This window comes from Streptomyces sp. NPDC001848 (assembly GCF_042891915.1).
GTDB lineage: Bacteria > Actinomycetota > Actinomycetes > Streptomycetales > Streptomycetaceae > Streptomyces.
In genome coordinates this window covers 113410-134351 of the sequence record NZ_JBIATP010000020.1, presented here as the reverse complement: position 1 = coordinate 134351, position 20942 = coordinate 113410, and the positions used below count along the sequence as shown (strand labels likewise).

Below are 20942 nucleotides of genomic sequence, written 5' to 3'. Positions count from 1 at the left end.
CGGCCGCCGCCGGCACCGAACCCGACCCGCTGCTGTCGCGGGCCCTGCTGCTCACCGTCAACGGCGTCGCAGCCGGCCTCCGCAACACCGGCTGACCCCGACACGACGGTGCCCCCGAGCCAGATACGAGGCGCGGGGGCACCGTCACATCCGGCGGACGTCAGCCCCGGGAGGCCCTGCGACGCCACACCACCAGACCACCACCGGCAGCCACCGGCAGCCACCGGCAGCCACCGGCACGGCCGCGAGACCGGGCAGCAACCCCACCGGAGCACCACTACCGGTCTGAGCCAGGTCACCGCCACCACCCTGCGCCGACGGCGACGCCGACACCGAGGCCGACGGAACCGCCCCCGCACCGGACGACGACCCACTCGGCGAGACACTCGCCCCCACCACCCCCGGCAAGGAGGCGGACACAGAGGCCGACACAGAGGCCGAGGGCGCACCCGACGGCACCGCACCGCCCCCGCCGGAGCCCTCGCACTCCCTCCAGCACACCTTCTGCTTCGCGGCGCCCTTCTCACCGTCGAAGTTCCAGAACAACTTGTAGTGCCCGTCGGGCAGCGACAAGTCGCCCGTACGGCCATGACCGGCGGCGTCCAGGGTCAGGGCACCGGACTTCACCGCTTCGCCCTGGTGGCCGCCGTCGGCGCCCACGCCTCGATGTGCCAGTCGACCCGCTGGACACCGTCGAATCCGGAGGCATCCAGGTAGAACGTGCAGACGTGCGGCTCGTTGCGGCGAAGCTCCTCGCCGGTCCGGGCATCGTGGATCTTCACCGTGCCGTTGTCACCGCGCGGGGCGGCGTGAGCGGCCGGGGCGAGCAGGAACGCCGCCGCGACACCGGCGCACAACATCACAGCGCCACGAAAGCCGCCGTCAACAAGGCCAGCCCGGACCCCGCCAGCACCCACGCCGCCCGAGACAACCCCAGACCACCCGCCACCACCACCGACGCCAGCAACAAAGCACCACCCAGCGGCAGCCACGCATACAGCACCCCGGCCGGACCCGACCGCACCACATCGTCCGAGTCCGGCTTCACCACCACCGTGTACGTCCGCCCACGCCTGACCGCGACCGACTTCTCGATCACCACACTCCGGCGCGCCACCGCCCCCGCCGACAACGGCGTGAACGGACCACTGCACGCATCCGCCCCACACCGCTCCACCGTCAGCGTGCCCCGCTCACGGCCCTTGGTCAGCATCACGTACTGCGCGGTGCCCCAGGAACCCCACACACCGGCGACCACGATGAGCACGGCGACCGCACCCATCACCGCGAGCCGCCCGAACCGCAGCACCGCGACCGCACCCTGAGAGGACGAGACGGCAGAAGGCATGCCGGCGATCCTTGGCCATCCCCGCGCACCCGGTCAACTCCCCCAGGACCAGGCCCGCCCACATGTCACGAGTTGTACGTGCTCTGCGCCCGCTCCAGCCCATCGATCACCAGACACTCCACCGCATCCGCCGCCCGGTCCACGAAGTAGTCCAGCTCCTTGCGCTCCGCGGAGGAGAAGTCCTTCAACACGAAATCCGCCACCTGCATACGCCCCGGCGGACGTCCGATCCCGAACCGCACCCGGTGATAGTCCGACCCCAACGCCTTCGTGATCGACTTCAACCCGTTGTGACCGTTGTCGCCACCACCGAGCTTCAACCGCAGCGTCCCGTAATCGATGTCCAGCTCGTCATGCACCGCGACGACATTCCCCACCGGCACCTTGTAGAAATCCCGCAGGGCGTTCACCGGGCCACCCGACAGATTCATGAACGACATCGGCTTCGCCAGCACCACCCGACGGCTCCCCGCACCCGGCGGCCCGATCCGCCCCTCCACGACCTGCGCCTGCGCCTTCCCCGCCCGCTTGAACTTCCCCCCGACCCGCCCCGCCAGCAGATCCGCCACCATGAACCCGACATTGTGCCGGTTCATGGCGTACTCGGGCCCCGGATTACCAAGCCCCACAATGAGCCAGGGCGCGCCTGGATCGGTCGTCACGTCCACGTCTCCTTGATACACGCCAGCCGCCACTCCCGAAGGAGCAGCGGCTGACGAAACAGTCCCGGTGAGGAATCAGGCCTCGGCGGCCTCTTCGCCCTCACCCTCGCCCTCGGGAGCCTCCTCGGCCTGCGCGGCCAGCACCTGCAGCACCACCGCGTCCTCGTCCACGGCCAGCGTCACACCGTTCGGCAGAACGACGTCCTTGGCGTGCACGGACGCACCGGCCTCCAGGCCCTCGACCGAGACGGTCAGCGCCTCCGGAATGTGCGTCGCCTCCGCCTCGACCGGCAGCGCGTCCAGCACGTGCTCCAGCAGGTTGCCACCCGGAGCCAGCTCACCCTCGGCGTGCACCGGAACCTCGACGGTGACCTTCTCGCCGCGCTTCACGAGCAGCAGGTCCACGTGCTCCAGGAAACCCTTCAGCGGGTCACGCTGCACGGCCTTCGGAATCGCCAGCTCGGTGCTCTTGCCGTCGATGTCCAGCGCGATCAGGACGTTCGGCGTACGCAGCGCCAGCAGCAGGTCGTGACCCGGGAACGTCAGGTGCAGCGGGTCCGAACCGTGCCCGTACAGCACACCCGGAACCTTGTTCTCGCGGCGGATACGACGCGCAGCACCCTTGCCGAACTCGGTGCGCGTCTGGGCGGCGATCTTCACCTCGGACATCTCTCACTCCTCGTAGTAGTACGTAGGACAAACGGTCGGGGTCACCCGGCCACGAACGGCCTGCTACGAAGAGCGCGTCGATAACGGACCGCCGCATCCGAAGAACGAACGCGGCCTCCCTCGCCGAGCAACTGCAGCAGTTTACTCGGAGAAGAAGGCCGCACCCAAAACGATCACCACCAGGCCCCAAGGGCCCGGCTCCTACTGCTCGTCGAACAGGCTCGTCACCGAACCGTCCTCGAACACCTCACGCACCGCACTCGCGATCGTCGGCGCGATCGACAGCACCGTGATCTTGTCCAGATCCCGGCCCAGCTCACCCGGCGTCGGCAGCGTGTCCGTGAAGACGAACTCACTCACCCGCGAGTTCTTCAGACGATCCGCCGCAGGACCCGACAGCACACCATGCGTCGCCGTCACGATGACATCCTCCGCACCATGCGCGAACAACGCGTCCGCCGCCGCGCAGATCGTGCCACCCGTGTCGATCATGTCATCGACCAGGACACACACCCGGCCCTCGACCTCACCCACGACCTCGTGCACCGTCACCTGGTTCGCGACATCCTTGTCCCGCCGCTTGTGCACGATGGCCAGAGGCGCACCCAGCCGGTCGCACCAGCGGTCCGCAACCCGAACCCGACCCGCGTCCGGCGACACCACCGTCAGCTTCTCCCGGTCCACCTTGCCGCCCACATAGTCGGCAAGCAGCGGAAGCGCGAACAGGTGATCCACCGGACCGTCGAAGAACCCCTGGATCTGATCCGTGTGCAGATCAACGGTCAGGATCCGGTCCGCCCCCGCCGTCTTCATCAGATCAGCGATCAGACGCGCCGAAATCGGTTCACGTCCCCGGTGCTTCTTGTCCTGCCGCGCGTAACCGTAGAACGGCACGATCACAGTGATCGAACGCGCCGACGCACGCTTCAGCGCGTCGATCATGATCAACTGCTCCATGATCCACTTGTTGATCGGAGCCGTGTGGCTCTGGATCAGGAAACAGTCGGCACCCCGCGCCGACTCCTGGTAACGAACGTAGATCTCACCGTTCGCAAAATCGAAGGCCTTCGTCGGGACAACCCCGACACCCAGCTCGTGGGCGACCTCCTCGGCAAGCTCGGGGTGGGCGCGGCCGGAGAAGAACATCAACTTCTTCAGGCCGGTCGTCTTGATCCCGGTCACGACACTGTCTCCTCAGAGGTGTTCGCAGCTGGCTGTCGAGACGACCACGTCAACCACATACGAGAGGCCGTCTCAGCTGGTGGGGGTGCGGGTGTGCACTTATCACGGTACGCCGTCCCAGACGCACCCGTTTCCGGTCAGGCCTCGCCCTCCGGCTCCCGGGAAGCCGCCTCGGCCGCCTTCGCCGCCGCGCTCCCCGGACGCTTACGAGCCACCCAACCCTCGATATTCCGCTGCTGACCACGGGCCACGGCCAACGAACCGGGCGGCACATCCTTCGTGATCACGGACCCCGCAGCGGTGTACGCACCGTCCCCGACCGTGACAGGAGCCACAAACATGTTGTCCGAACCCGTCTTGCAGTGAGACCCGACGGTCGTGTGGTGCTTGCTCTCCCCGTCATAGTTCACAAACACACTCGCGGCACCGATGTTCGTGTACTCACCGATCGTCGCGTCACCGACATAGGAGAGGTGCGGAACCTTCGTCCCCTCGCCGATCGAGGCGTTCTTCGTCTCGACGTACGTACCGATCTTGGACTTGAGGCCGAGACGGGTGCCGGGACGGAGGTACGCGTACGGGCCGACGGAAGCCTGCGGGCCGACCACCGCGCCGTCGGACACGGTGTTGTCGACACGGGCCCCCGCACCCACCTCCGTGTCCTTCAACCGCGAGTTCGGACCCACTTCGGCACCCTCACCGACGTGCGTCGAACCCAGGAGCTGCGTACCGGGGTGCACGACGGCGTCCTGCCCGAAGGTCACGGTCACGTCGACCCAGGTGGTAGCGGGATCGACCACGGTCACACCCGACAGCATGGCCGCCGTCAGCAGCCGGTCATTGAGAATGCGGCGCGCCTCCGAGAGCTGCACGCGGTTGTTGATGCCGGCGATCTCCCGGTGGTCGACCGCGACGGACGCCCCCACCCGATGCCCGGCCCCCCGCAGAATCCCCAGCACATCCGTCAGGTACTCCTCACCCTGACTGTTGTCCGTACGGACCTGCTTCAGCGCCTCGGCCAGCAGCCGGCCGTCGAAAGCGAAAACACCCGAGTTGATCTCACGAATCGCCCGCTGGGCGTCACTGGCGTCCTTGTGCTCGACGATCGCCGTCACCGCACCCGAGTCATCCCGCACGATCCGGCCGTAACCAGTCGCGTCCGGAACCTCGGCCGTCAGCACCGTCACCGCGTTGCCGTCGGCGGCGTGCGTGGCAGCGAGCCGCTGCAACGTCTCACCCGTCAGCAGCGGAGTGTCACCGCACACCACGACGACAGTCCCCTCGACGGACCCGCCGAGCTCCTCAAGAGCCATCCGCACGGCGTGCCCCGTACCGTTCTGCTCGGCCTGCACGGCCGTACGGACATCCGGGTCGATCTCGGAGAGGTGCGCGCCGACCTGCTCCCGGGCGTGGCCCACGACGACGACGAGATTCTCGGGCTTCAACTCGCGCGCGGAGGCGAGCACATGCCCGACGAGGGAACGGCCACAGATCTCGTGCAGAACCTTGGGTGTGGCCGACCTCATACGGGTGCCCTCACCCGCTGCGAGAACAACGACGGCGGCCGGGCGGTTGGCGCTCACGGGGATGCCCTTCGGCTTCAGGGGGGTGGGGTGGACATCCGCAGGATACCGGGGTGTTTCTCGGGGGACATGCGAGCGGGCCCTGACGGTGCTGTCAGGGCCCGGGCGCGAGCAGCTCCCCCATCAGGATTTGAACCTGAACTTAAGGGACCAAAACCCTCAGTGCTGCCTGATTACACCATGGGGGATGAAACTCGACTAAACCGGACATTCGGTTAGCTCGCCGAGTCGGCACCCAACACTATGCCGTACCAAGAGCCCTCGATGCGACGGTACAACTCGGCGCCCTTCAGAACTTTGATCACCAGACAGCCTCGGTAGCTCTCTCCCGTGTTCTTGCGAACGGTCTTTGGGTTGTGCTTCTTGAGGGTCGTCTTGTTGAAGGCGGAGCGGTCGGCGCCCACGAGGTCGCCCAGTAGTTCTCGGCGCCTGAGACGTCTGCGCTCTCATGGATCATTACGGTGTATCGCAGGCGTTCGCGCTCGACTCCGAGCAGGTCGAGCCAGGCGAGGAAGACTTTGATCACGCCGGGGTCGCTGTTCACGAAACTGACTTGCTCGCGGCGGTCGTACGGCTTGTCCTTGCCGCCCTCAGCCCAGTAGAGACTCACGCCCACCAGGAAGAGGTCCCGGGCCGACAGGTTGCCGATCGCCTGCTTGGCCGCTTCCTTGGTTCGCTGCCGTTCCTCGTCGCGGATCCGGAGCTTCGCCTCCCAGCCGCGCCGGGCGATCTCGGCTGCCTCTTCGGGGCTGCGCCTGCGCTCGGGCTTCGGCATATCCCGCACCCATAGCGACACCGAACTGCGGGAGCACCCCAGCTCCGCCTCGATCTGGTCGTACGTCCAGCCCTGGAGCCGCAGCTCCCGTGCCCTCGCTCGGAGGTCATCCTTCGCGCGTGGGCGCTTCGTCCATTCCGGTGGGGGCTCGCCCTTCACCAGCTGGTTGAGGATGTCGTTGTTGAAGATCTTCAGCTCGTCGCGGATCTGCCGGAGGCTGTAGCCGCCGCGCCGCAGCGCCACCGCCCGCTCCCGTAGCCCCTCGAAGTCCGCGTACTTGCCCTGTGCGTGTGCCATGGGCACAACCTCTGGGCGGAATCGGGCCTTCCGGGGTCGAACGGTGTGCGATTCAGCAGTTCGAGGGATTCCGGGGCGTTTCGCTTCTGTTCGGTTACGGAGTGTGGTGTGGCGCAGTCGTGGAAACTCGCCGGAAATGCCGCGCCCGGCGCCCGTAGGCTGGTGCCATGACCACGTCGGGGGAAGTGCACGCCGCGGCCGGGGGGCCGTGGTGGTGGGTGCGGTGGCGTAGTGCCGCGCTCGATATGGGGCTCGCGGCGGTGTCCGCCGTGGAGTGTGCGGTGGAGGGGCTGCAGTTCTCGCGGGATGCCGGGTTGCCGGTTCCGGTGGGGATGGTGTTCGGGTTGTTCGCCGGCGTGACTCTGTTGCTGCGGCGGCGGTGGCCCGTTGCTGTGGTGCTGGTGAGTATCGCGATCACGCCGGCGCAGATGGGGTTCCTGATGGGCCTCGTCGGTCTGTACACCCTTGCGGCTTCCGAGCTGCCCCGGCGGATCATCGGTGCGCTGGCGGGGATGTCGTTCGTGGGGATGTTCGTCGTCACGTATGTGCGGGCGCATCAGGGAATGGTTCGGGGGGATCTGGCGATTGCCGGGGGGTTCATCCCGTTTCTGTCCGTGACCACTGCTCTCGGTATGACCGCTCCTCCGGTGCTGCTGGGCCTGTATGTGGGTGCTCGGCGGCGGTTGATGGAGAGTTTGCGGGAGCGGGCCGATTCGCTGGAGCGGGAGCTGGTTCTGCTCGCGGAGCGGGCTGAGGAGCGGGCGGAGTGGGCGCGGAGCGAGGAGCGGACGCGGATCGCGCGGGAGATGCATGACGTTGTCGCGCATCGGGTGAGTCTGATGGTGGTGCATGCCGCCGCTCTTCAGGCTGTGGCGCGGAAGGATCCGGAGAAGGCGGTGAGGAATGCCGCGCTGGTGGGGGACATGGGGCGGCAGGCGTTGACCGAGTTGCGGCAGATGCTGGGTGTGCTGCGGGCCGGGGACGGGGTTGTGGAGCGGCCGGCTCAGTCGGCTGTGCCGCTCGCCGCGGTGGGGGCGGCTGCGGTCGCTGCCGCGTCGCGGGTCGCTGAGGTGGAGTCGTCCGAGGGTCCGTGTCTGGCCGAGTTGGAGGAGTTGATCGGGCAGTCGGCGGCGGCGGGCATGGTGGTGGATCTGTCGGTGGAGGGGGAGGTGCGGTCGTATGCGCCGGAGGTGGAGCAGACGGCGTACCGGGTGGTGCAGGAGGCGTTGACGAACGTCCACAAGCACGCGGCGGGGGCGAAGACGCATGTGCGGTTGGCGCACCGTAGTGCGGAGATCGCGATGCAGGTGGAGAACGAGCCGCCGCCGGAGCCGGGTTCGGTTCAGGCGGCGCGGTTGCCGAGTGGGGGCAATGGTCTGCTGGGGATGAAGGAGCGGGTCAGTGCGCTGGGTGGGGTGTTCGTGTCGGGGCCGACGGATGCGGGTGGGTTCCGGGTGTCGGCGGTGATTCCGGCGCAGGTCGCCTGAGGCGGTCGGCAGGTGGCGTGACGCGGTCGGGGTGGGTTGTCACCCGGCTGTGAGGCGGACGGGTTCGATCCCGGTCAGCAGGGTGGTGAGGCCGTGGTCGATGTCGGGGCCGAGGTACCAGTCGCCGGTGTGGTCGAGGGCGTAGACGCGGCCTTCGGTGTCGATGGCGAGGAGGGTGTGGCTGTCGGTTTCCTCGCCGAGGGGGCTGACTTCGGTGTCGAGGGCGCGGCCGAGGTCGCCGAAAGTGCGGGCCAGGTGGAGGCCGTGGAGGGGGTCGAGGTGGAGGGTGGCGGGGGCGAGTTGGCGGCCGGGGCCTTGGGGGGTGATGTGGAGGCCGCCGAATTCGGCCCAGGCTTCGACGGCGGCGGGGAAGACGGCGTGCCGGTGGCCTGCGGGTGAGGTGTGGCTGCGGAGGGTGTCGGCCCAGATTTCTGCTTGCTTTATGTCCCAGCGGCCTGGTTGCCAGCCTGCGGCGCGTAGTGCGGCGTCGACGGGGACGGAGAAGCGGGTGGTGGAGGTGCGGTCGGCGTGCATGTGCGGGTGTCAGTCCTGGCGGGTGGGGTCGATGATGCGGACGCCGAAGTGGGCGCTGAGTGCGGTGCAGGCGCGGCAGGGTGGGGCGAAGCTGCCGTGGAGGGGGTCGCCGTCCTCGCGGATGCGGCGGGCGGTGAGTTTTGCGTGTTTGAGGGCTTTGCGGGCTTCGCCGTTGGTCATGGGTTTGCGGGCGGCGCGTTTGCTGCGGGCGGCGTCGGCGGTGGTGATGTGGCGGGAGATGAGGATGGTTTCGGCGCAGCGTCCGGTGTAGCGGTCGCGTTGGTTGCTGGTGAGGGTGTCGAGGAAGTCCTGGACGAGGGGGTGGAGGGCGGGGGGTTGGTCGCCGCGGGCGGCGGTGCCGGTGAGGGTGGTGCCGCGGACGGAGAGGGCGGCGGCGACGGTGGGGAGGATGCCGTCGCGGCGGTGGCGGAGGGTGGGGGCGGGGGGCGTGTCGGTGGTGCTCCAGCCGATGCGCGGGTCGCCGGATGTGTCTGTTGCTGCGGTGTTCATGATCGTCTTTCCCCTCCCGTGCATCCCCCCGGTGGGGACACAGACTGCCAAATGCCGTGGCGGGTGCGGAAGCTGGGGCGGTGTGACACGCCCGTGTCGGGGGGTTGGGTGACGGTGGGGTGACGGCTGGTCACGTGGGGGTGTCCGGCCGGGGTCGGGGGGTGTGGTGGGCCGGTGACCGGTGTCGTCGTACCGCATAGGCTGTCGGCGTCCGTGATCCGTATCGCCGTACAAGGCCAGATGAGAAAGCCGCAGGGGGCAACCGTGACGACAGGTCGGCTCGGGCACCGGGCCGCGCCGCCGAACGCGGCGTACGCCGGGCAGGTCGTGCACTTTCCGGATCCGGTGAGGGCGGCTCGGCATCCGAGGGGGGTGCGGGTCGACGAGTACGGCTACCCGGATTTCTCGCCGTACGCCCGTGCGGCCGCGGAGATCGCGGAGCCGCCGGAGGGTTTCGGTGTGGATGAGCTGCGGTTGACGGACTATGTGTCGGCGAACGCGGCGTTGGCGGCGTCGGGGCACGAGTTGTGGGACACGGTGGTGTCGGTGGCGACTCCGCATGGGTGGACGTGGCATCACGTGCGGGGTTCGCGGCGGCTGGAGTTGGTTCCGGTCGAGGTGAAGGCGCTGCTGCGGCATCACGGGGGGATCGCGACGGCGAAGGTGGATCACGGTAAGCGGGGGACGCGGCCGTTGCAGGAGACGCGGCCGGCGCATTTCGGGTTGCCGAAGTCGTCGGTGGCGGTGACGGAGTCGCAGGTGCAGGGGGTGGAGGAGGACCTGGGGTATCGGCTGCCGGGTGCGTACCGGTCGTTTCTGAAGGCGGCGGGTGGTTGTGCGCCGGTGGGCGCGGCGCTGGACGCGGAGTTGGGGCTGTTGGTGGACCAGCCGTTGTTCACGGTGCGGGACGAGGCGGCGGTCAATGATCTGGTGTACGTGAACAAGTGTCTGCGTGACCATCTGACGAAGGACTATCTGGGCGTCGGTTTTGTGCAGGGCGGGTTGCTGGCCGTGAAGGTGAAGGGTGACCGGATCGGTTCGGTGTGGTTCTGCGCGTATGACGATGCGCGGGACGTGGATGCGTCGTGGTCGCCTGCGGAGCGGGTGGAGCGGTTGTTGCTGCCGTGTGGTGAGGACTTCGACGAGTTCCTGGGGCGGCTCGCGGGCAATCCGCCGGAGTTGGAGACGGTGGCGAATCTGATGGTGGACGGTGGGTTCGCGCGTGCGGTGCCGGTGTCGCCGGGGCCGTCGGTGTCGTCGGCGTCTTCGGTGGGGGAGTGAGTTCGGGCGATGGTGACGTTCGCGCAGGCGCAGGAGCGCGCGGAAGAGTGGATCAACGGGGATGTTCCGGCGTATCTGCAGCGTGAGGTGCGGGTGCGGGAGTTCGAGCTCGGGTTCGTCGTGTGGGCGGAGGACCGGGAAGGGGGGCCGCGTTCGGACGGGGGCGCTCAGCGGCTGGTGATCGCCCGGGACAGTGGTGAGGCGACGCTGTGGCCGGGGTTGCCGGTGGGCGAGGTGATCCGCCGGTACGAGGAGGAGTACGGGACGCGGGGCGCGGAGGCGCCGCCGGCGCCGGCGCCTGCGGCTCGGGTGGATCTGAACCAGACGTCGTTCCTGTTGACGCCGCCTGAGTGGCTCCAGGAGGCGGCGGACCGGAGGGGGGGCGCGGATCGCGGGACGTCCGGTGGCGGTGCGTCGGACGGTGCGGGTGCGCGTGTTGCCGCGGAGGCTTCTTCGGGTGGTTCGGGTACGGCGTGGCCTGCGGCCGGGGGTGGCGAGGAGGTGCCGGAGCCGTCCGCGGGTGATACGCCGTGGGCGGGGACCGACACCAACCCGGGCGCGGGCGAGGGCGGTTCGGTGCCGCTGCCGCGGACGGTGTTCGCGCCGCCGTTGAGCGACTCGGAGGAGGGCGCCGCACCGCCGGACGTGAAGACGGCGCTGATGTCGGGTGGCGCACCCTCGGGTGCTCCGCCGATTCCGGGTGCGCCGGGTGCTGCGGGGGCGCCGGGGTACGGCTACCCGCAGTCTCCGGGTGGTGTGCCGGGTGCTCCGGCGTACGGCTACCCGCAGGCGCCTGGCGTTCCTGCGCCCGGCGTGCCGCAGGCTCCCGCGCCGAACGCCGGGAACGCCGGGAACGCCGGGAACGCCGGGAACGCCGCGAGCGCCGCGGACATCGCGGATGCCGCGACCAGCATGGCCGCGCCTGCGCGCGGTGCGCGCGCCGGTGGTCCGCCCCATCCGCCGGGCGCGCCCGGGGTTCCGGGCGCGCGGCCGGGTGTCACGCCCCCGCCGCCTCCGCCGCCGGCTCCGAGCGCTTCGGCGGGCGGGTATGTGCCGACCCAGCTCGTCTCGCAGCTCGGCGTGGACGGGCCCGAGGGTGCGGCCGGTCTCCGCAAGCCTCCGCCCCCGCCGGAGGCACCGCCGCCGGGCGGCCCCCCGCAGCCGGGTGTGCCGACCCCTCCGGGGGCGCCGCGGGCTCCGGGCGCGCCGAGTGCTTCCGGCGCGCCGAACCCTCCGGGTGGTACGCCCTCGAAGGGTGTCCACCACGCGGCCACCATGCTCGCCGACCCCGGCCGGCCCGGCCCGGGCGCTCCGGGCGCCCCCATGCCCCCGGGCCCACCGAGCCCTGGCGCTCTGCCCGCGGCTCCCGGGCAGCCGGGTGCTCCCGGGCAGCCCGCGACTCCCGGGCACCCTGGGCAGCCCGGTGTTCCCGCCGCGCCGAACCCGCAGGGTCCTGCGCAGCCGCAGGGCACGCCCGGTGCCGTGCACCACGCCGAGACCATGCTGGCCGGGCCGCCGACCGCAGGTCCCGGTGCACCCCCGCCGCCTCCGGGTGCCCCTGGGATGCCTCCGGGTGCCCCTGGGATGCCTCCGGGTGCCCCGCAGCCGCCGGGACAGCCCGTGCCCGGACAGCCGCCGATGCCGGGACAGCCCGTGCCCGGACAGCCGCCGATGCCGGGACAGCCCGTGCCCGGACAGCCGCCGGGGCAGCCGGTCCCCGGTGCCCAGCCGTCGTACGGTTACCCACCGCAGGCCCCGCCGACCGTCGGCCCCGGCTATCAGGCCGTGCTGCGCTACCGTGCGCAGGACGGTTCGGAGCAGCAGCTGATCCGGCGTTCGGCGCCGGGCATGCCGCACCCGGAGTGGCAGATCTTCCATGAGCTGCGTGCCATGAACGTGCCGCCGGACCAGGTGCTGGAGCTGCACACGGAGCTGGAGTCGTGTGAGCTGCCGGGCGCGTACTGTGCGCGGATGATCCGGGAGAACTGGCCGCAGGCGCGGATCACCAGCATCGCCCCGTACGGCACCGATCACGCCTCGCGGCAGCAGGGGATGGGGCAACTGCTGGCCCATCAGGGTGAGTTGCATCAGGTGGCGGACGGTCCGGCGCGTCCGGGGCCGGTGCGTGCTCCGTTGCCCGCGGTGCAGCCGGCGCCGCCGGTCCCGCCGGAGGGCATCGCGCAGGAACTGGCCGGTGTCTTCGGTCCGGGAATCTTCCGGTTCGAGCAGGCGGCGGTGTCCCGGCAGGGTGTGCCGCCGATCGTGGCGCACACCCTGGTCGTGGCGGGACTGCCGTTCGACATGGGCCCGTTCTTCTGGGCGCAGGCCCAGCCGGGCCGTCCGGTGCCGACGCTGGCGGAGCTGGCGCAGGAGCGCGGGGTGCAGCCGGCCCCGGACGCGGGCTCGTACCTGGTGATGGGCAGCGACTTCGGCAAGGCGATCTGTGTGCAGTACGGTACGGCGAACATCGTCGCGGTGCCCGTGGAGCCGGGGCCGGGCGGCGCTTCGGTGCCGCCGCAGTTCGTGAACACGGGCCTGCCCGAGTTCGTGCGCTGCCTGGCCCTGCTCGGCCGGATGTGGCGGCTGCGCTACGGCCTCAACCAGGAGCAGGCGGGCCGCTGGACGGTCGACTTCCAGGCTCAGCTCGCCTCCCTCGACCCTGCGGCGCTGGCTTCGCCGGAGAGTTGGTGGTCGGTGCTGCTGGAGCAGATGTGGGACGGCTTGCTGTGAGCTCTTCCCGAAGCGCTCTTTTCTGACGGATGGTCAGTTTCGGGCCCGGTCGTACGGACGACCGGGCCCGGCCGCTTTTTCGGGTGATCTCCGGGGCGATCCGTTGCTTCCGCGTGGAGTGTCGCGTTATGAACGATTCCGACTGATCCATCAAGATGTGCGCAAAATCATCGCTTCGTGGGTCGGGTGGAGAGGGGTTCCACGATGAGCAGCGCATCGGGGTCGCCGTACGGCTTCGCGTCCGTGCGGCGCGGCTACCGTCGCGACCAGGTCGACGCCTACACCTCGGCCCTCTCACGGGAGCGCGACGCGGCCTGGGAGCGGGCCGCCCGGCTGACGGTGCTGGCCAAGGAGATGGAGGCCGGCCTGCTGCGGCTGCGGGAGACGGTGGCGCAGCTCCCGGCGCAGAGCTACGAGGGCCTGGGCGACGGGGCCGGCCGGCTGTTCGACCTGGCGCGGGAGGAGGCCGAGGCCCTGCGGGAGGAGGCGCGGCAGGAGGCCGGGCGCCTGCTCGCGGAGGCGGAGGAGGAGGCGCTGCGGGTGCGGGAGGAGGCGCAGGCGTACGCGGACGAGGTGCGTGGTGAGGCCGAGGAGCGGGTCCGCACCCGGCTGCTGGCGGCGCGGGCGGAGGCCGACGACGTACGGGTCACGGCGCGGCGTGAGGTGAAGGAGGGGCGCGGGGAGGCGCTGGCCGCGTTGCGTGAGGTGCGCCAGCGCACGGCGGCGCTGCTCGCCGAGCAGGAGCGGGAGCACGCCGAGCGTTGGGCGGACGAGGAACGGGCGGCGGCCGAACGGGTCGCGGAGGTCCAGGCGTGGGAGGCGGAGCGGGTGGCGGGTGCCGAGGCCGCGCTGTCGGAGGCGGAGCGGGCGCTGGCCCAGGCCCAGGAGTCGGCCCGGCAGGTGCAGCGGGACGCCCAGGCGCGCGCCGCCGAGCTGGTCGCTGAGGCGCGGGTGCGCGAGGACCGTATCGCCCGGGAGACGGAGCGGGTGCTGCGGGAGCACGGCGAGGTCTGGGACTGTGTGCAGGCCCAGATGGACCATGTGCGCAACAGTCTGGCCATGCTGACGGGCCGGGCTGCGGCCGAGTAGACGGACTTGGCGCGGCCCGGCCGTTCGTCAGCCGCTCCTGCGGGCCGCCCCCGCCAGGATCCAGCCCTCCACCGCCTCGTACTGCCGGCGTTGCTCGTCGGCCTGGCCGCGGCCGGAGGCGAGTGTGCCGAGCCAGCCGTAGGCGAAGCCCAGGGGGATGGAGAGGAGGCCGGTGGTGGTGAACGGGAACCAGTTGAAGTCGGCGGCCGGGAAGGCCGCGGCGGGGGAGCCGGAGACCAGGTTGGTGCCGGTCATCAGCACGAGGGTCGTCACGGTGCCGCCGATCAGCGTGCACAGCAGGCCGGTTCGGGTGTAGCGGCGCCAGAACAGGCTGTACACCAGGGCCGGTGCGATCGCGGAGGCTCCGATGCAGAAGGAGAGCGTGGCCAGCGGCTGGAGGCTGCGGTGCTGGAAGAGGGTGGCGAGCAGGATCGCCACGGCACCCACGGCCATCGCCGACAGGCGCGCCGCGGTCATCTCGCGTCGCGAGGGCATCTCGTGTTTCCGGGCCGCGAAGACGTCGTGGGCGAGGGAGTTGGCGCAGGCGAGGATCATTCCGGCCACGGAGGCGAGGAGGGTCAGGAAGATCGCCGCTGTGACCGCGGTGAACAGCAGTGTCGCGCCGGTTGACACGTCCTTCCCGAACGCGGCCCGGGAGCCCAGCAGATAGGCCGTACGGCCCTGGGGGTCGGCCGCCGCGATGGTGGCGCGCCCGATCAGGGCGGTCGCGCCGAACCCGACGACCGTGATGATGGGAACGAACAGCGCCACCGACGGCACCGCCCAGGACATCGAGCGACGCACCTGCCGGGCGCTGCTCGCCGTGTACATCCGCATGGTGATGTGCGGCAGGCAGGCGCCGCCGAGCACCACCGTGAGCTCGGAGCTGATCATGTCGAGGCGGGGTGCCGGGCCGCCCGCGAACTCCAGGCCCGAGTGCAGGAAGGCGGGGCCGACGCCGCTGTTCTTCGCGGCGGCCGCGAACAGCGCGCCGGGGTCCCAGTCGAAGCGGTGCAGGATCAGCGTGGCCACGGCCGCGCCGGAGCCGAGCAGCATCACGATCTTCAGGATCTGGATGAGCGCTGTGCCCTTCATACCGCCGATCGCCGCATAACTGATCATCAGGGCGCCGATGCCGATGATGCAGCCCACTTTCAGGGCGTCGCTGGAGAAGCCGAGGATGAAGGCCAGCAGGTCGCCGGTTCCGGCGAGTTGTACGAGCATCAACGGCAGCAGCGCGGCGATGGTCACGGCGCACGCCGTGATGCGCACCGCCCGTCCGGGCATCCGCCGTGCCAGTACGTCGCCCATGGTGAACCGGCCCGCGTTGCGCAGGGGCTCGGCCAGCAGGAACATCAGCAGCATCAGCGACAGCGCCGTGCTCAGTGCGAGGACGACACCGTCGTATCCGGTGAGGGCGATGATCCCGCCTGTGCTGAGTACGGTGGCGGCGGAGATGTAGTCGCCCGCGATGGCGAGGCCGTTGCGCATCGGCGACAGGGAGTTGTAGCCGGTGTAGAACTCGACGAGGTCGTCGCGGTCGGGTCCGGTCATCACGCACAGCAGGAGCGTGATCGTGGCGACGGTGGTGAACGCCACGAGCGACATGGCCTGCGCGGAGCTGCCGAACCCGGTGATGCCTCCCGGCACGCTCGCCGTGGTCATCGTGCCGCCCCCCGCCCGGTGTCCAGTGCGGCCTGTCTGCGGATGCGGTCGGCGATCGGGTCGACGCCGCGGCGTGCCGTGTACTCGTACACGGCGATCGCGACGCAGGTGACCGGGAGTTGGAGCAGTCCGAGCAGCAGGCCCGTGGTGAGGCCGCCGGAGACGGTGGCCGTCATGAAGGAGGGCGCGAACGCGGACAGCAGGAGGAACAGCACGAAGTAGCCGAGCGCGGTGAGAGTGGCCACGCGGCGCTGCCACCGGTAGGCGGTGCGCAGCATCCGCAGGTCGCTGTGGTGGCCGAGCGGCGGATGGGCCGGTGTCCGTGGTGGGGCCGGCGGGGCGGGTGGCTGCTGCCAGGGGTACGTCGGGTACGGCGGTGGTGAGTGGCGAGGTACTGAGTACTCGGGGGACGAGTGCCGCGGTATGAACGCGTCGGACATCCCGGTTCTCCTTGCGTGGCTCGGATCCGGTGCGGCGGACCGCAGGGAGCGGGGGGTGAGCGACGCACGCTACTCGTGGGATCCGGGCCTTGGGGGCTTTTCTGCAAACTGGCCGGTCGGTATGCGCTTACTACACCGACCTGTGATGTTACCCCTGGTTACTTCCGGTGGTTTCAGAGGTGAGTGAGCATCGGGCCGGTGGGGTCCCGGCGGATACGATGGCGGCGTGTTCGTACTGGAACTGACCTACACCGCCCCGCTCGAAGCCGTCGATGCCGCCCTGCCGGCGCATGTGGCCTGGCTGGACGAGCAGTACGCGGCAGGTGTCTTCCTCGCCTCCGGCCGTAAGGTCCCGCGTGAGGGCGGGATCATCCTCGCCGTCGGCGAGGACCGGGAGGCCGTCGAGAAGCTCACGGAGACCGACCCGTTGGTGGTCGCCGGCCTGTGCACGTACCGGATCACCGAGTTCCTGGCGACCAAGGTGGCGCCCGCACTCGCCGAGTACCGGCAGCAGCTGCCGTCCTGAGGCGCGATGTGCGCGCCCGACGCAGGTGCGCTACAGTTGATCACGTGCTGGTCGCCGGAACTCCCGGGGGCTGGTGATGCGTTGGTGGTCCAAGGAAAGACGCCCCGCTTCCTGCGGGGAGATGCAGGTGCAAGGCCTGCCCGGCGCTCTGACACGAAGCCCCATCCCGCGCACGCGGGGTGGGGCTTCGTCGTTCCGGCACGGCCGTTACGTCGTTACGTCAGCGTCCACTTCTGGTTGTCGCCGCCGTTGCAGGACCACAGGACGAGGTTCGTGCCGTTGGACGTGGCCGCGTTGTAGGCGTCCAGGCACAGGCCCGCGTTGACGTTCGTGATCGTGCCGTCCGAGTTGACGTCCCACTTCTGGTTGGCCTGGCCGTTGCAGTCCCAGATGACGACCTTGGTGCCGTTGGTCGTGCCGAGGTTGTAGGCATCCAGGCACTTGTTGCCGTACACCACGAGTTCCTTGCGGGAGGTGTAGGTCCAGGACTGGTTCTGACCGCCGTTGCAGTCTCAGAGCTCCGTCTGGGTGCCATTGGTGATCGCGTTGTCGAAGACGTCGGCGCAACGGCCGGACTGCTTGCCGGTGATCAGAGGGCCGTTGGTGCCGGGTATCGGGCGGACGGTGATCGTGCCAGGCTCGGCAGCGAACTGCCCGTCAGCGTCAGCGTGTTGGCCGAACCCTTGGCAAGACCGGCCTCGACGGAGACCGTGCCCTGGACGGAACCGGTCGGCGGGAAGGAGACCGTGGTCGGCGTCTGGCCGTTCACCTGGAGGGTCGCCGAGCGGGCGGTGGAGGAGGTGGTGGTGTAGGCGATGTCGACGACGTTCACGCCGGTGCTCGCCGCGCTCACACCGGTGTAGTGCCCGGTGGAGGTGGCGCTGTAGGCGCTGCTCGCCGCCGAACAAAGGTCGGCAAGCCGAACGGTGCGGGCCGGGGGTACGGTCGGGCCGGTCGCTCACCAGCGGACGGCCGTGAAGTCGATGGGCCTGGGCCGTAGCAGGCGCGTGCGTTCGGTCAGGGCGCGCAGTCGCCGGGACATCTCGTCGGCGGTCAGGCGGTGGCGGTCACCGTGGCCCGGCAGGACCCACTCGAACCGCAGCCGTCCGGCCGTCCTCGCCAAGGACGCGGCCAACTCCTCGATCGAGTACCACGTCACGCTCTCCACGATTTCCAGATCACCGGTGGTGCGTGACCAGTAGAAGCTGTCTCCGCTGAAGCAGTACCGGTCATCCGCGAGGTAGAGCACGCTGCCCCGGGTGTGGCCGGGCAGTGGGTGGGCGGTGACCCCGTCGCCGATCTCCACGGGTTCCAGGCCCCGGATCACCCGGTCCGCGTCCGGTGCCGCGTCGAGGTCCCCCTCGTGGATCCACAGCCGCGCGCCGAAATGGTCCGCATAGCGGCGGCCGTGTGCGGCGTGGTCCCGGTGTGTGAGCAGCACATCGGTGACGGGGCCCGATGCCGCGTAACGCTCGGCGAGTCCACGGCTCCAGCGAGGGGTGTCGATCATCATCGTCGTGCCGGAGGGCCGCAGCAGCAGGTAGGAGTTGGCCCCCGCGGTGTGCCGGGAATTGTGACCGCACATCAGTACGCCCTCGTCCAAGGCCATCGGAAAGGGGTCGAGTGCCTGGTCCAGCTGCCCGGACGCCGGGCGGATCGAGCGTGTGGGGCAGGCGAAGGCGGCCGCGTGCAGGCGCCGTGTTTCCGCCTCGTCGTTCGGCGGGCGCACGATCTGCGACCGTCCGCCGGCCTCGCCGATCAGGTCGGGTGCGAGCTGCCTGGCGGCATCGCAGTTGATGCAGCGGTCGTCCACGTACCAGCCCTCCACGGCGGGGCTCCTTCCAGTGGGGGAACGACCTGGATCCGGGCCGCGATGAGCCCTCCGGTCGCAGAAGTGACGCCTCGGCTAGAATAGCTTCATTGTTAAGTATCTTACCTGTGAAGATAAAGGGATCTGCATGCCCGTCAAACCGCACGAAGACGAGAACGAACTGGCCAACCGGATCATTGCTTCCATGACGGACCTGGCCGGGGCCCTGGGACGCCTGAACGACCTGGTAGCCCAGCGTCTCGGCGTCGCGCAGACCGATCTGCTCTGCCTGCACGTACTCAACCGTGCGGGAGCCTCGACCGCCGGCGCGCTCAGCTCTCAGCTCGGGCGTACCACGGGCGCGGTCACGCACATGATCGACCGCCTGGAGAAGGCGGGGTACGTCCGGCGTGAACCGGACCCGCAGGACCGCCGCCGCGTGCTCGTGGAGGCCTCGGCGCCAGGACTCGAACGCATCGCCTCGTTCTACGAAGGGATGGACGCCCGCAGCCGCCGGTTGATGGCCACCTTCTCCGACGACCAGCTCGCGGCGATCCACGCCTTCCTTCTGGGCAGCTGTGAAAGTGCCGCCGAAGAATGTGATCGCCTGATTCGGTAGCGAGGTCCCGCCTCGCGCTCCGTGTTCCGGCGCGGCAGCATATGCGGGGCTCAGTCCTTGAGGACCGGGAAGCGGCGCGGTGCCACGAACAGCAGCACCAGGAACGCCAGCGCCGCCGCGCACGACGCGCCCAGGTACACCGCGTGCACCGCGTCGGCGATCGCCCGGCGCGTCGCCTCCGAGGCCGTGCCCGAGTCGAGGCCCCGGGTGACCGAGTCCAGGTCGCCCGCGCCTCCCAGACGTGCGGCCAGCACACCGTTGGCGACCGCGCCGAACACCGACGCCCCGACCGTCTGGCCCGTCTGGCGGCAGAACAGCACGGACGCCGTGGTCGTGCCGCGTTCCGCCCAGCCGACCGTCGACTGCACTCCGACGATGAGCGGGAGCTGGAAGAGGCCCAGTGCGCCGCCGAGCAACAGCATCAGCAGGGCCGGCTGCCAGGCGGCGCCCGGGTACGGCAGGAACGGGAACGCCAGCAGGAGCAGCGCCGCCAGGCCGATGCCCAGCATCGCCGTGTCCCGGAAGCCGATCCGCCGGTAGACGTGCTGGCTGAGCGCCGCCGACAGCGGCCAGCTCAACGTCCAGACGGAGAGCACGAATCCGGCGGCTACCGGGGGCAGCCCGAGTACCGATTGCGCGTACGTCGGCAGGAACACCGTCGGCGCCACCATCAGCAGCCCCAGCGCACCCAGCGCCAGATTGACCGCGGCGATCGTACGGCGCCGCCACACCCACCCCGGGATGATCGGTGCCGCTGCCCGGCGTTCCACCGCCACCACCACCGCGACCAGCGCGAGCCCCGTCCCGAACAGCGCCAGCGAGGGCGCCGACAGCCAGGGCCAGGCGACCCCGCCCTGCACCAGCGCCGTCAGCAGCACACCGCCGCAGGCGAACACCGCGAGGGCGCCCGCCCAGTCGACACGGGGGCGTCGGTCGGACGCCCAATGCGGCTCGTGCAGATGGCGGACGATCAGCCACAGCGCGACCGCCCCGGTCGGCAGGTTGACCAGGAAGACCCACCGCCAGTCCGCGTAGGCGGCGAGCACCCCGCCGAGCGCCGGGCCCGCGATCGCGGACACCGCCCACACCGTGGACAGCTTGGCCTGGATCTTCGGGCGCTCCTTCAGCGGGTACAGGTCGGCGGCGAGCGTCTGCACCGTGCCCTGCAGGGCGCCGCCGCCCAGGCCCTGCACGATGCGGAACGCGATCAGCGCGCCCATGTTCCAGGCGAGCGCGCACAGCAGCGAGCCGAGCAGGAAGACGGTCGCGCCGACGACCAGCACCGGTTTGCGGCCGAAGGTGTCGGACAGCTTGCCGTAGACGGGCAGTGTCACCGTGACCGCCAGCAGATAGCCGGAGAACAGCCACGAGAAGACGGAGAAACCGCCGAGGTCGCCGACGATCTGCGGTACGGCCGTCGAGACGATCGTCGAGTCCAGCGCGGCCAGCGCCATCGCGAGCATCAACGCGGCGACGACGGCACCGCGCCGCCGCGTCGAGCCCTCGGTGCGGCCGGCCGCCGTGGTCCGTATGTCCGTGTCCCCCTGGTCCACAGGAATCCTCTCCCGGTCGTTTCCCTGTGCACGTATCTGCGGTACAACACCCTCTCATCGGTGCCCCCTGCCTGGGGAGAGTTGACCCTCACGCGGCGTGAGGGTGGACGCTGGGTGGGCCGGCGGGTGGAGCCGAGCCCGGAGGACGCTCCACCGCAGGGTGGAGATCCCCTAGGGGCTCC

Annotated in this window: 18 protein-coding genes and 3 pseudogenes; 7 read left to right on the top strand and 14 right to left on the bottom strand. The window is 70.2% G+C overall.

Annotated elements, in window-relative coordinates:
* The coding region (locus ACFYZJ_RS33260) for a phosphoenolpyruvate carboxylase (RefSeq protein WP_388563343.1) at window positions 1-95 on the top strand (95 nt) is incomplete at its 5' end.
* Window positions 96-144: 49 nt separating this feature from the next.
* Here the strand turns inward: ACFYZJ_RS33260 and ACFYZJ_RS33255 are convergent.
* From ACFYZJ_RS33255 to ACFYZJ_RS33225, 7 genes and pseudogenes are all read right to left on the bottom strand, one after another.
* Window positions 145-860, bottom strand: a pseudogene (locus tag ACFYZJ_RS33255) (hypothetical protein).
* Window positions 860-1348, bottom strand: coding sequence for a hypothetical protein (locus ACFYZJ_RS33250; RefSeq protein ID WP_388574307.1), 489 nt, complete (start codon window positions 1346-1348; stop codon window positions 860-862). The pseudogene ACFYZJ_RS33255 and the gene ACFYZJ_RS33250 overlap by 1 nt, the downstream one beginning before the upstream one ends.
* 65 nt (window positions 1349-1413) lie before the next feature.
* The gene (pth, locus tag ACFYZJ_RS33245) at window positions 1414-2016 is read right to left on the bottom strand and encodes an aminoacyl-tRNA hydrolase (protein ID WP_388574305.1); all 603 of its coding nucleotides are present in this window, start codon (window positions 2014-2016) and stop codon (window positions 1414-1416) included.
* 69 nt (window positions 2017-2085) lie between these two features.
* Complete coding sequence (locus ACFYZJ_RS33240) at window positions 2086-2679, bottom strand: 50S ribosomal protein L25/general stress protein Ctc (protein WP_388574303.1); 594 nt, start codon at window positions 2677-2679, stop codon at window positions 2086-2088.
* A 201-nt stretch (window positions 2680-2880) separates the two neighbouring features.
* Complete coding sequence (locus tag ACFYZJ_RS33235) at window positions 2881-3861, bottom strand: ribose-phosphate diphosphokinase (RefSeq protein WP_388574300.1); 981 nt, start codon at window positions 3859-3861, stop codon at window positions 2881-2883.
* Window positions 3862-3998: 137 nt separating this feature from the next.
* Window positions 3999-5444: a bifunctional UDP-N-acetylglucosamine diphosphorylase/glucosamine-1-phosphate N-acetyltransferase GlmU gene (glmU, locus tag ACFYZJ_RS33230; RefSeq protein ID WP_388574297.1), complete on the bottom strand. Its 1446-nt coding sequence runs from the start codon at window positions 5442-5444 to the stop codon at window positions 3999-4001.
* A gap of 215 nt (window positions 5445-5659) precedes the next feature.
* Window positions 5660-6516 (bottom strand): annotated as a pseudogene (locus ACFYZJ_RS33225) (helix-turn-helix domain-containing protein).
* Between the two features lie 167 nt (window positions 6517-6683).
* On the opposite strand from ACFYZJ_RS33225, the gene ACFYZJ_RS33220 reads away from it, so the two are divergent.
* Window positions 6684-8003: a sensor histidine kinase gene (locus tag ACFYZJ_RS33220; RefSeq protein ID WP_388574294.1), complete on the top strand. Its 1320-nt coding sequence runs from the start codon at window positions 6684-6686 to the stop codon at window positions 8001-8003.
* 39 nt (window positions 8004-8042) lie between these two features.
* Here the strand turns inward: ACFYZJ_RS33220 and ACFYZJ_RS33215 are convergent, their stop codons facing one another.
* Both ACFYZJ_RS33215 and ACFYZJ_RS33210 read right to left on the bottom strand, forming a co-directional pair.
* Window positions 8043-8537: an SUKH-3 domain-containing protein gene (locus tag ACFYZJ_RS33215; protein ID WP_388574291.1), complete on the bottom strand. Its 495-nt coding sequence runs from the start codon at window positions 8535-8537 to the stop codon at window positions 8043-8045.
* A gap of 9 nt (window positions 8538-8546) precedes the next feature.
* Window positions 8547-9047, bottom strand: a complete 501-nt coding sequence (locus ACFYZJ_RS33210) for a YwqJ-related putative deaminase (RefSeq protein ID WP_388574288.1) — start codon at window positions 9045-9047, stop codon at window positions 8547-8549.
* A 264-nt stretch (window positions 9048-9311) separates the two neighbouring features.
* Between ACFYZJ_RS33210 and ACFYZJ_RS33205 the strand changes: the two genes are divergently transcribed.
* From ACFYZJ_RS33205 to ACFYZJ_RS33195, 3 genes are all read left to right on the top strand, one after another.
* A complete protein-coding gene (locus ACFYZJ_RS33205; RefSeq protein ID WP_388574321.1) occupies window positions 9312-10328 on the top strand; it encodes an SMI1/KNR4 family protein in 1017 nt (338 codons plus the stop codon).
* A gap of 9 nt (window positions 10329-10337) precedes the next feature.
* Window positions 10338-13058 carry an SUKH-4 family immunity protein gene (locus ACFYZJ_RS33200; protein ID WP_388574285.1) on the top strand — a complete coding sequence of 907 codons (2721 nt, stop codon included), beginning with the start codon at window positions 10338-10340 and terminating at the stop codon, window positions 13056-13058.
* A gap of 204 nt (window positions 13059-13262) precedes the next feature.
* Window positions 13263-14147, top strand: a complete 885-nt coding sequence (locus ACFYZJ_RS33195) for a cellulose-binding protein (protein WP_388574282.1) — start codon at window positions 13263-13265, stop codon at window positions 14145-14147.
* A gap of 27 nt (window positions 14148-14174) precedes the next feature.
* On the opposite strand, the gene ACFYZJ_RS33190 is transcribed toward ACFYZJ_RS33195, so the two are convergent.
* Window positions 14175-15812, bottom strand: coding sequence for a cation acetate symporter (locus ACFYZJ_RS33190; RefSeq protein ID WP_388574279.1), 1638 nt, complete (start codon window positions 15810-15812; stop codon window positions 14175-14177).
* A complete protein-coding gene (locus tag ACFYZJ_RS33185) occupies window positions 15809-16252 on the bottom strand; it encodes a DUF485 domain-containing protein (protein WP_388574276.1) in 444 nt (147 codons plus the stop codon). Before ACFYZJ_RS33185 ends, ACFYZJ_RS33190 begins: the two co-directional genes overlap by 4 nt.
* Window positions 16253-16478: 226 nt before the next feature.
* Between ACFYZJ_RS33185 and ACFYZJ_RS33180 the strand changes: the two genes are divergently transcribed.
* Complete coding sequence (locus ACFYZJ_RS33180) at window positions 16479-16778, top strand: YciI family protein (protein WP_388574273.1); 300 nt, start codon at window positions 16479-16481, stop codon at window positions 16776-16778.
* 215 nt (window positions 16779-16993) lie between these two features.
* On the opposite strand, the pseudogene ACFYZJ_RS33175 reads toward ACFYZJ_RS33180, so the two are convergent.
* Both ACFYZJ_RS33175 and ACFYZJ_RS33170 read right to left on the bottom strand, forming a co-directional pair.
* Window positions 16994-17679 (bottom strand): annotated as a pseudogene (locus ACFYZJ_RS33175) (ricin-type beta-trefoil lectin domain protein); the annotation flags it as partial.
* A gap of 57 nt (window positions 17680-17736) precedes the next feature.
* On the bottom strand, window positions 17737-18606 hold the full coding sequence (locus ACFYZJ_RS33170; RefSeq protein ID WP_388574271.1) for an MBL fold metallo-hydrolase: 870 nt from the start codon (window positions 18604-18606) through the stop codon (window positions 17737-17739).
* A 130-nt stretch (window positions 18607-18736) separates the two neighbouring features.
* On the opposite strand from ACFYZJ_RS33170, the gene ACFYZJ_RS33165 reads away from it, so the two are divergent.
* On the top strand, window positions 18737-19207 hold the full coding sequence (locus ACFYZJ_RS33165) for a MarR family winged helix-turn-helix transcriptional regulator (protein WP_388574268.1): 471 nt from the start codon (window positions 18737-18739) through the stop codon (window positions 19205-19207).
* Between the two features lie 50 nt (window positions 19208-19257).
* On the opposite strand, the gene ACFYZJ_RS33160 is transcribed toward ACFYZJ_RS33165, so the two are convergent.
* Entirely contained in the window at window positions 19258-20796 is a 1539-nt protein-coding gene (locus ACFYZJ_RS33160) for an MFS transporter (RefSeq protein WP_388574319.1), read from the bottom strand.
* Between the last annotated feature and the right edge of the window lie 146 nt (window positions 20797-20942).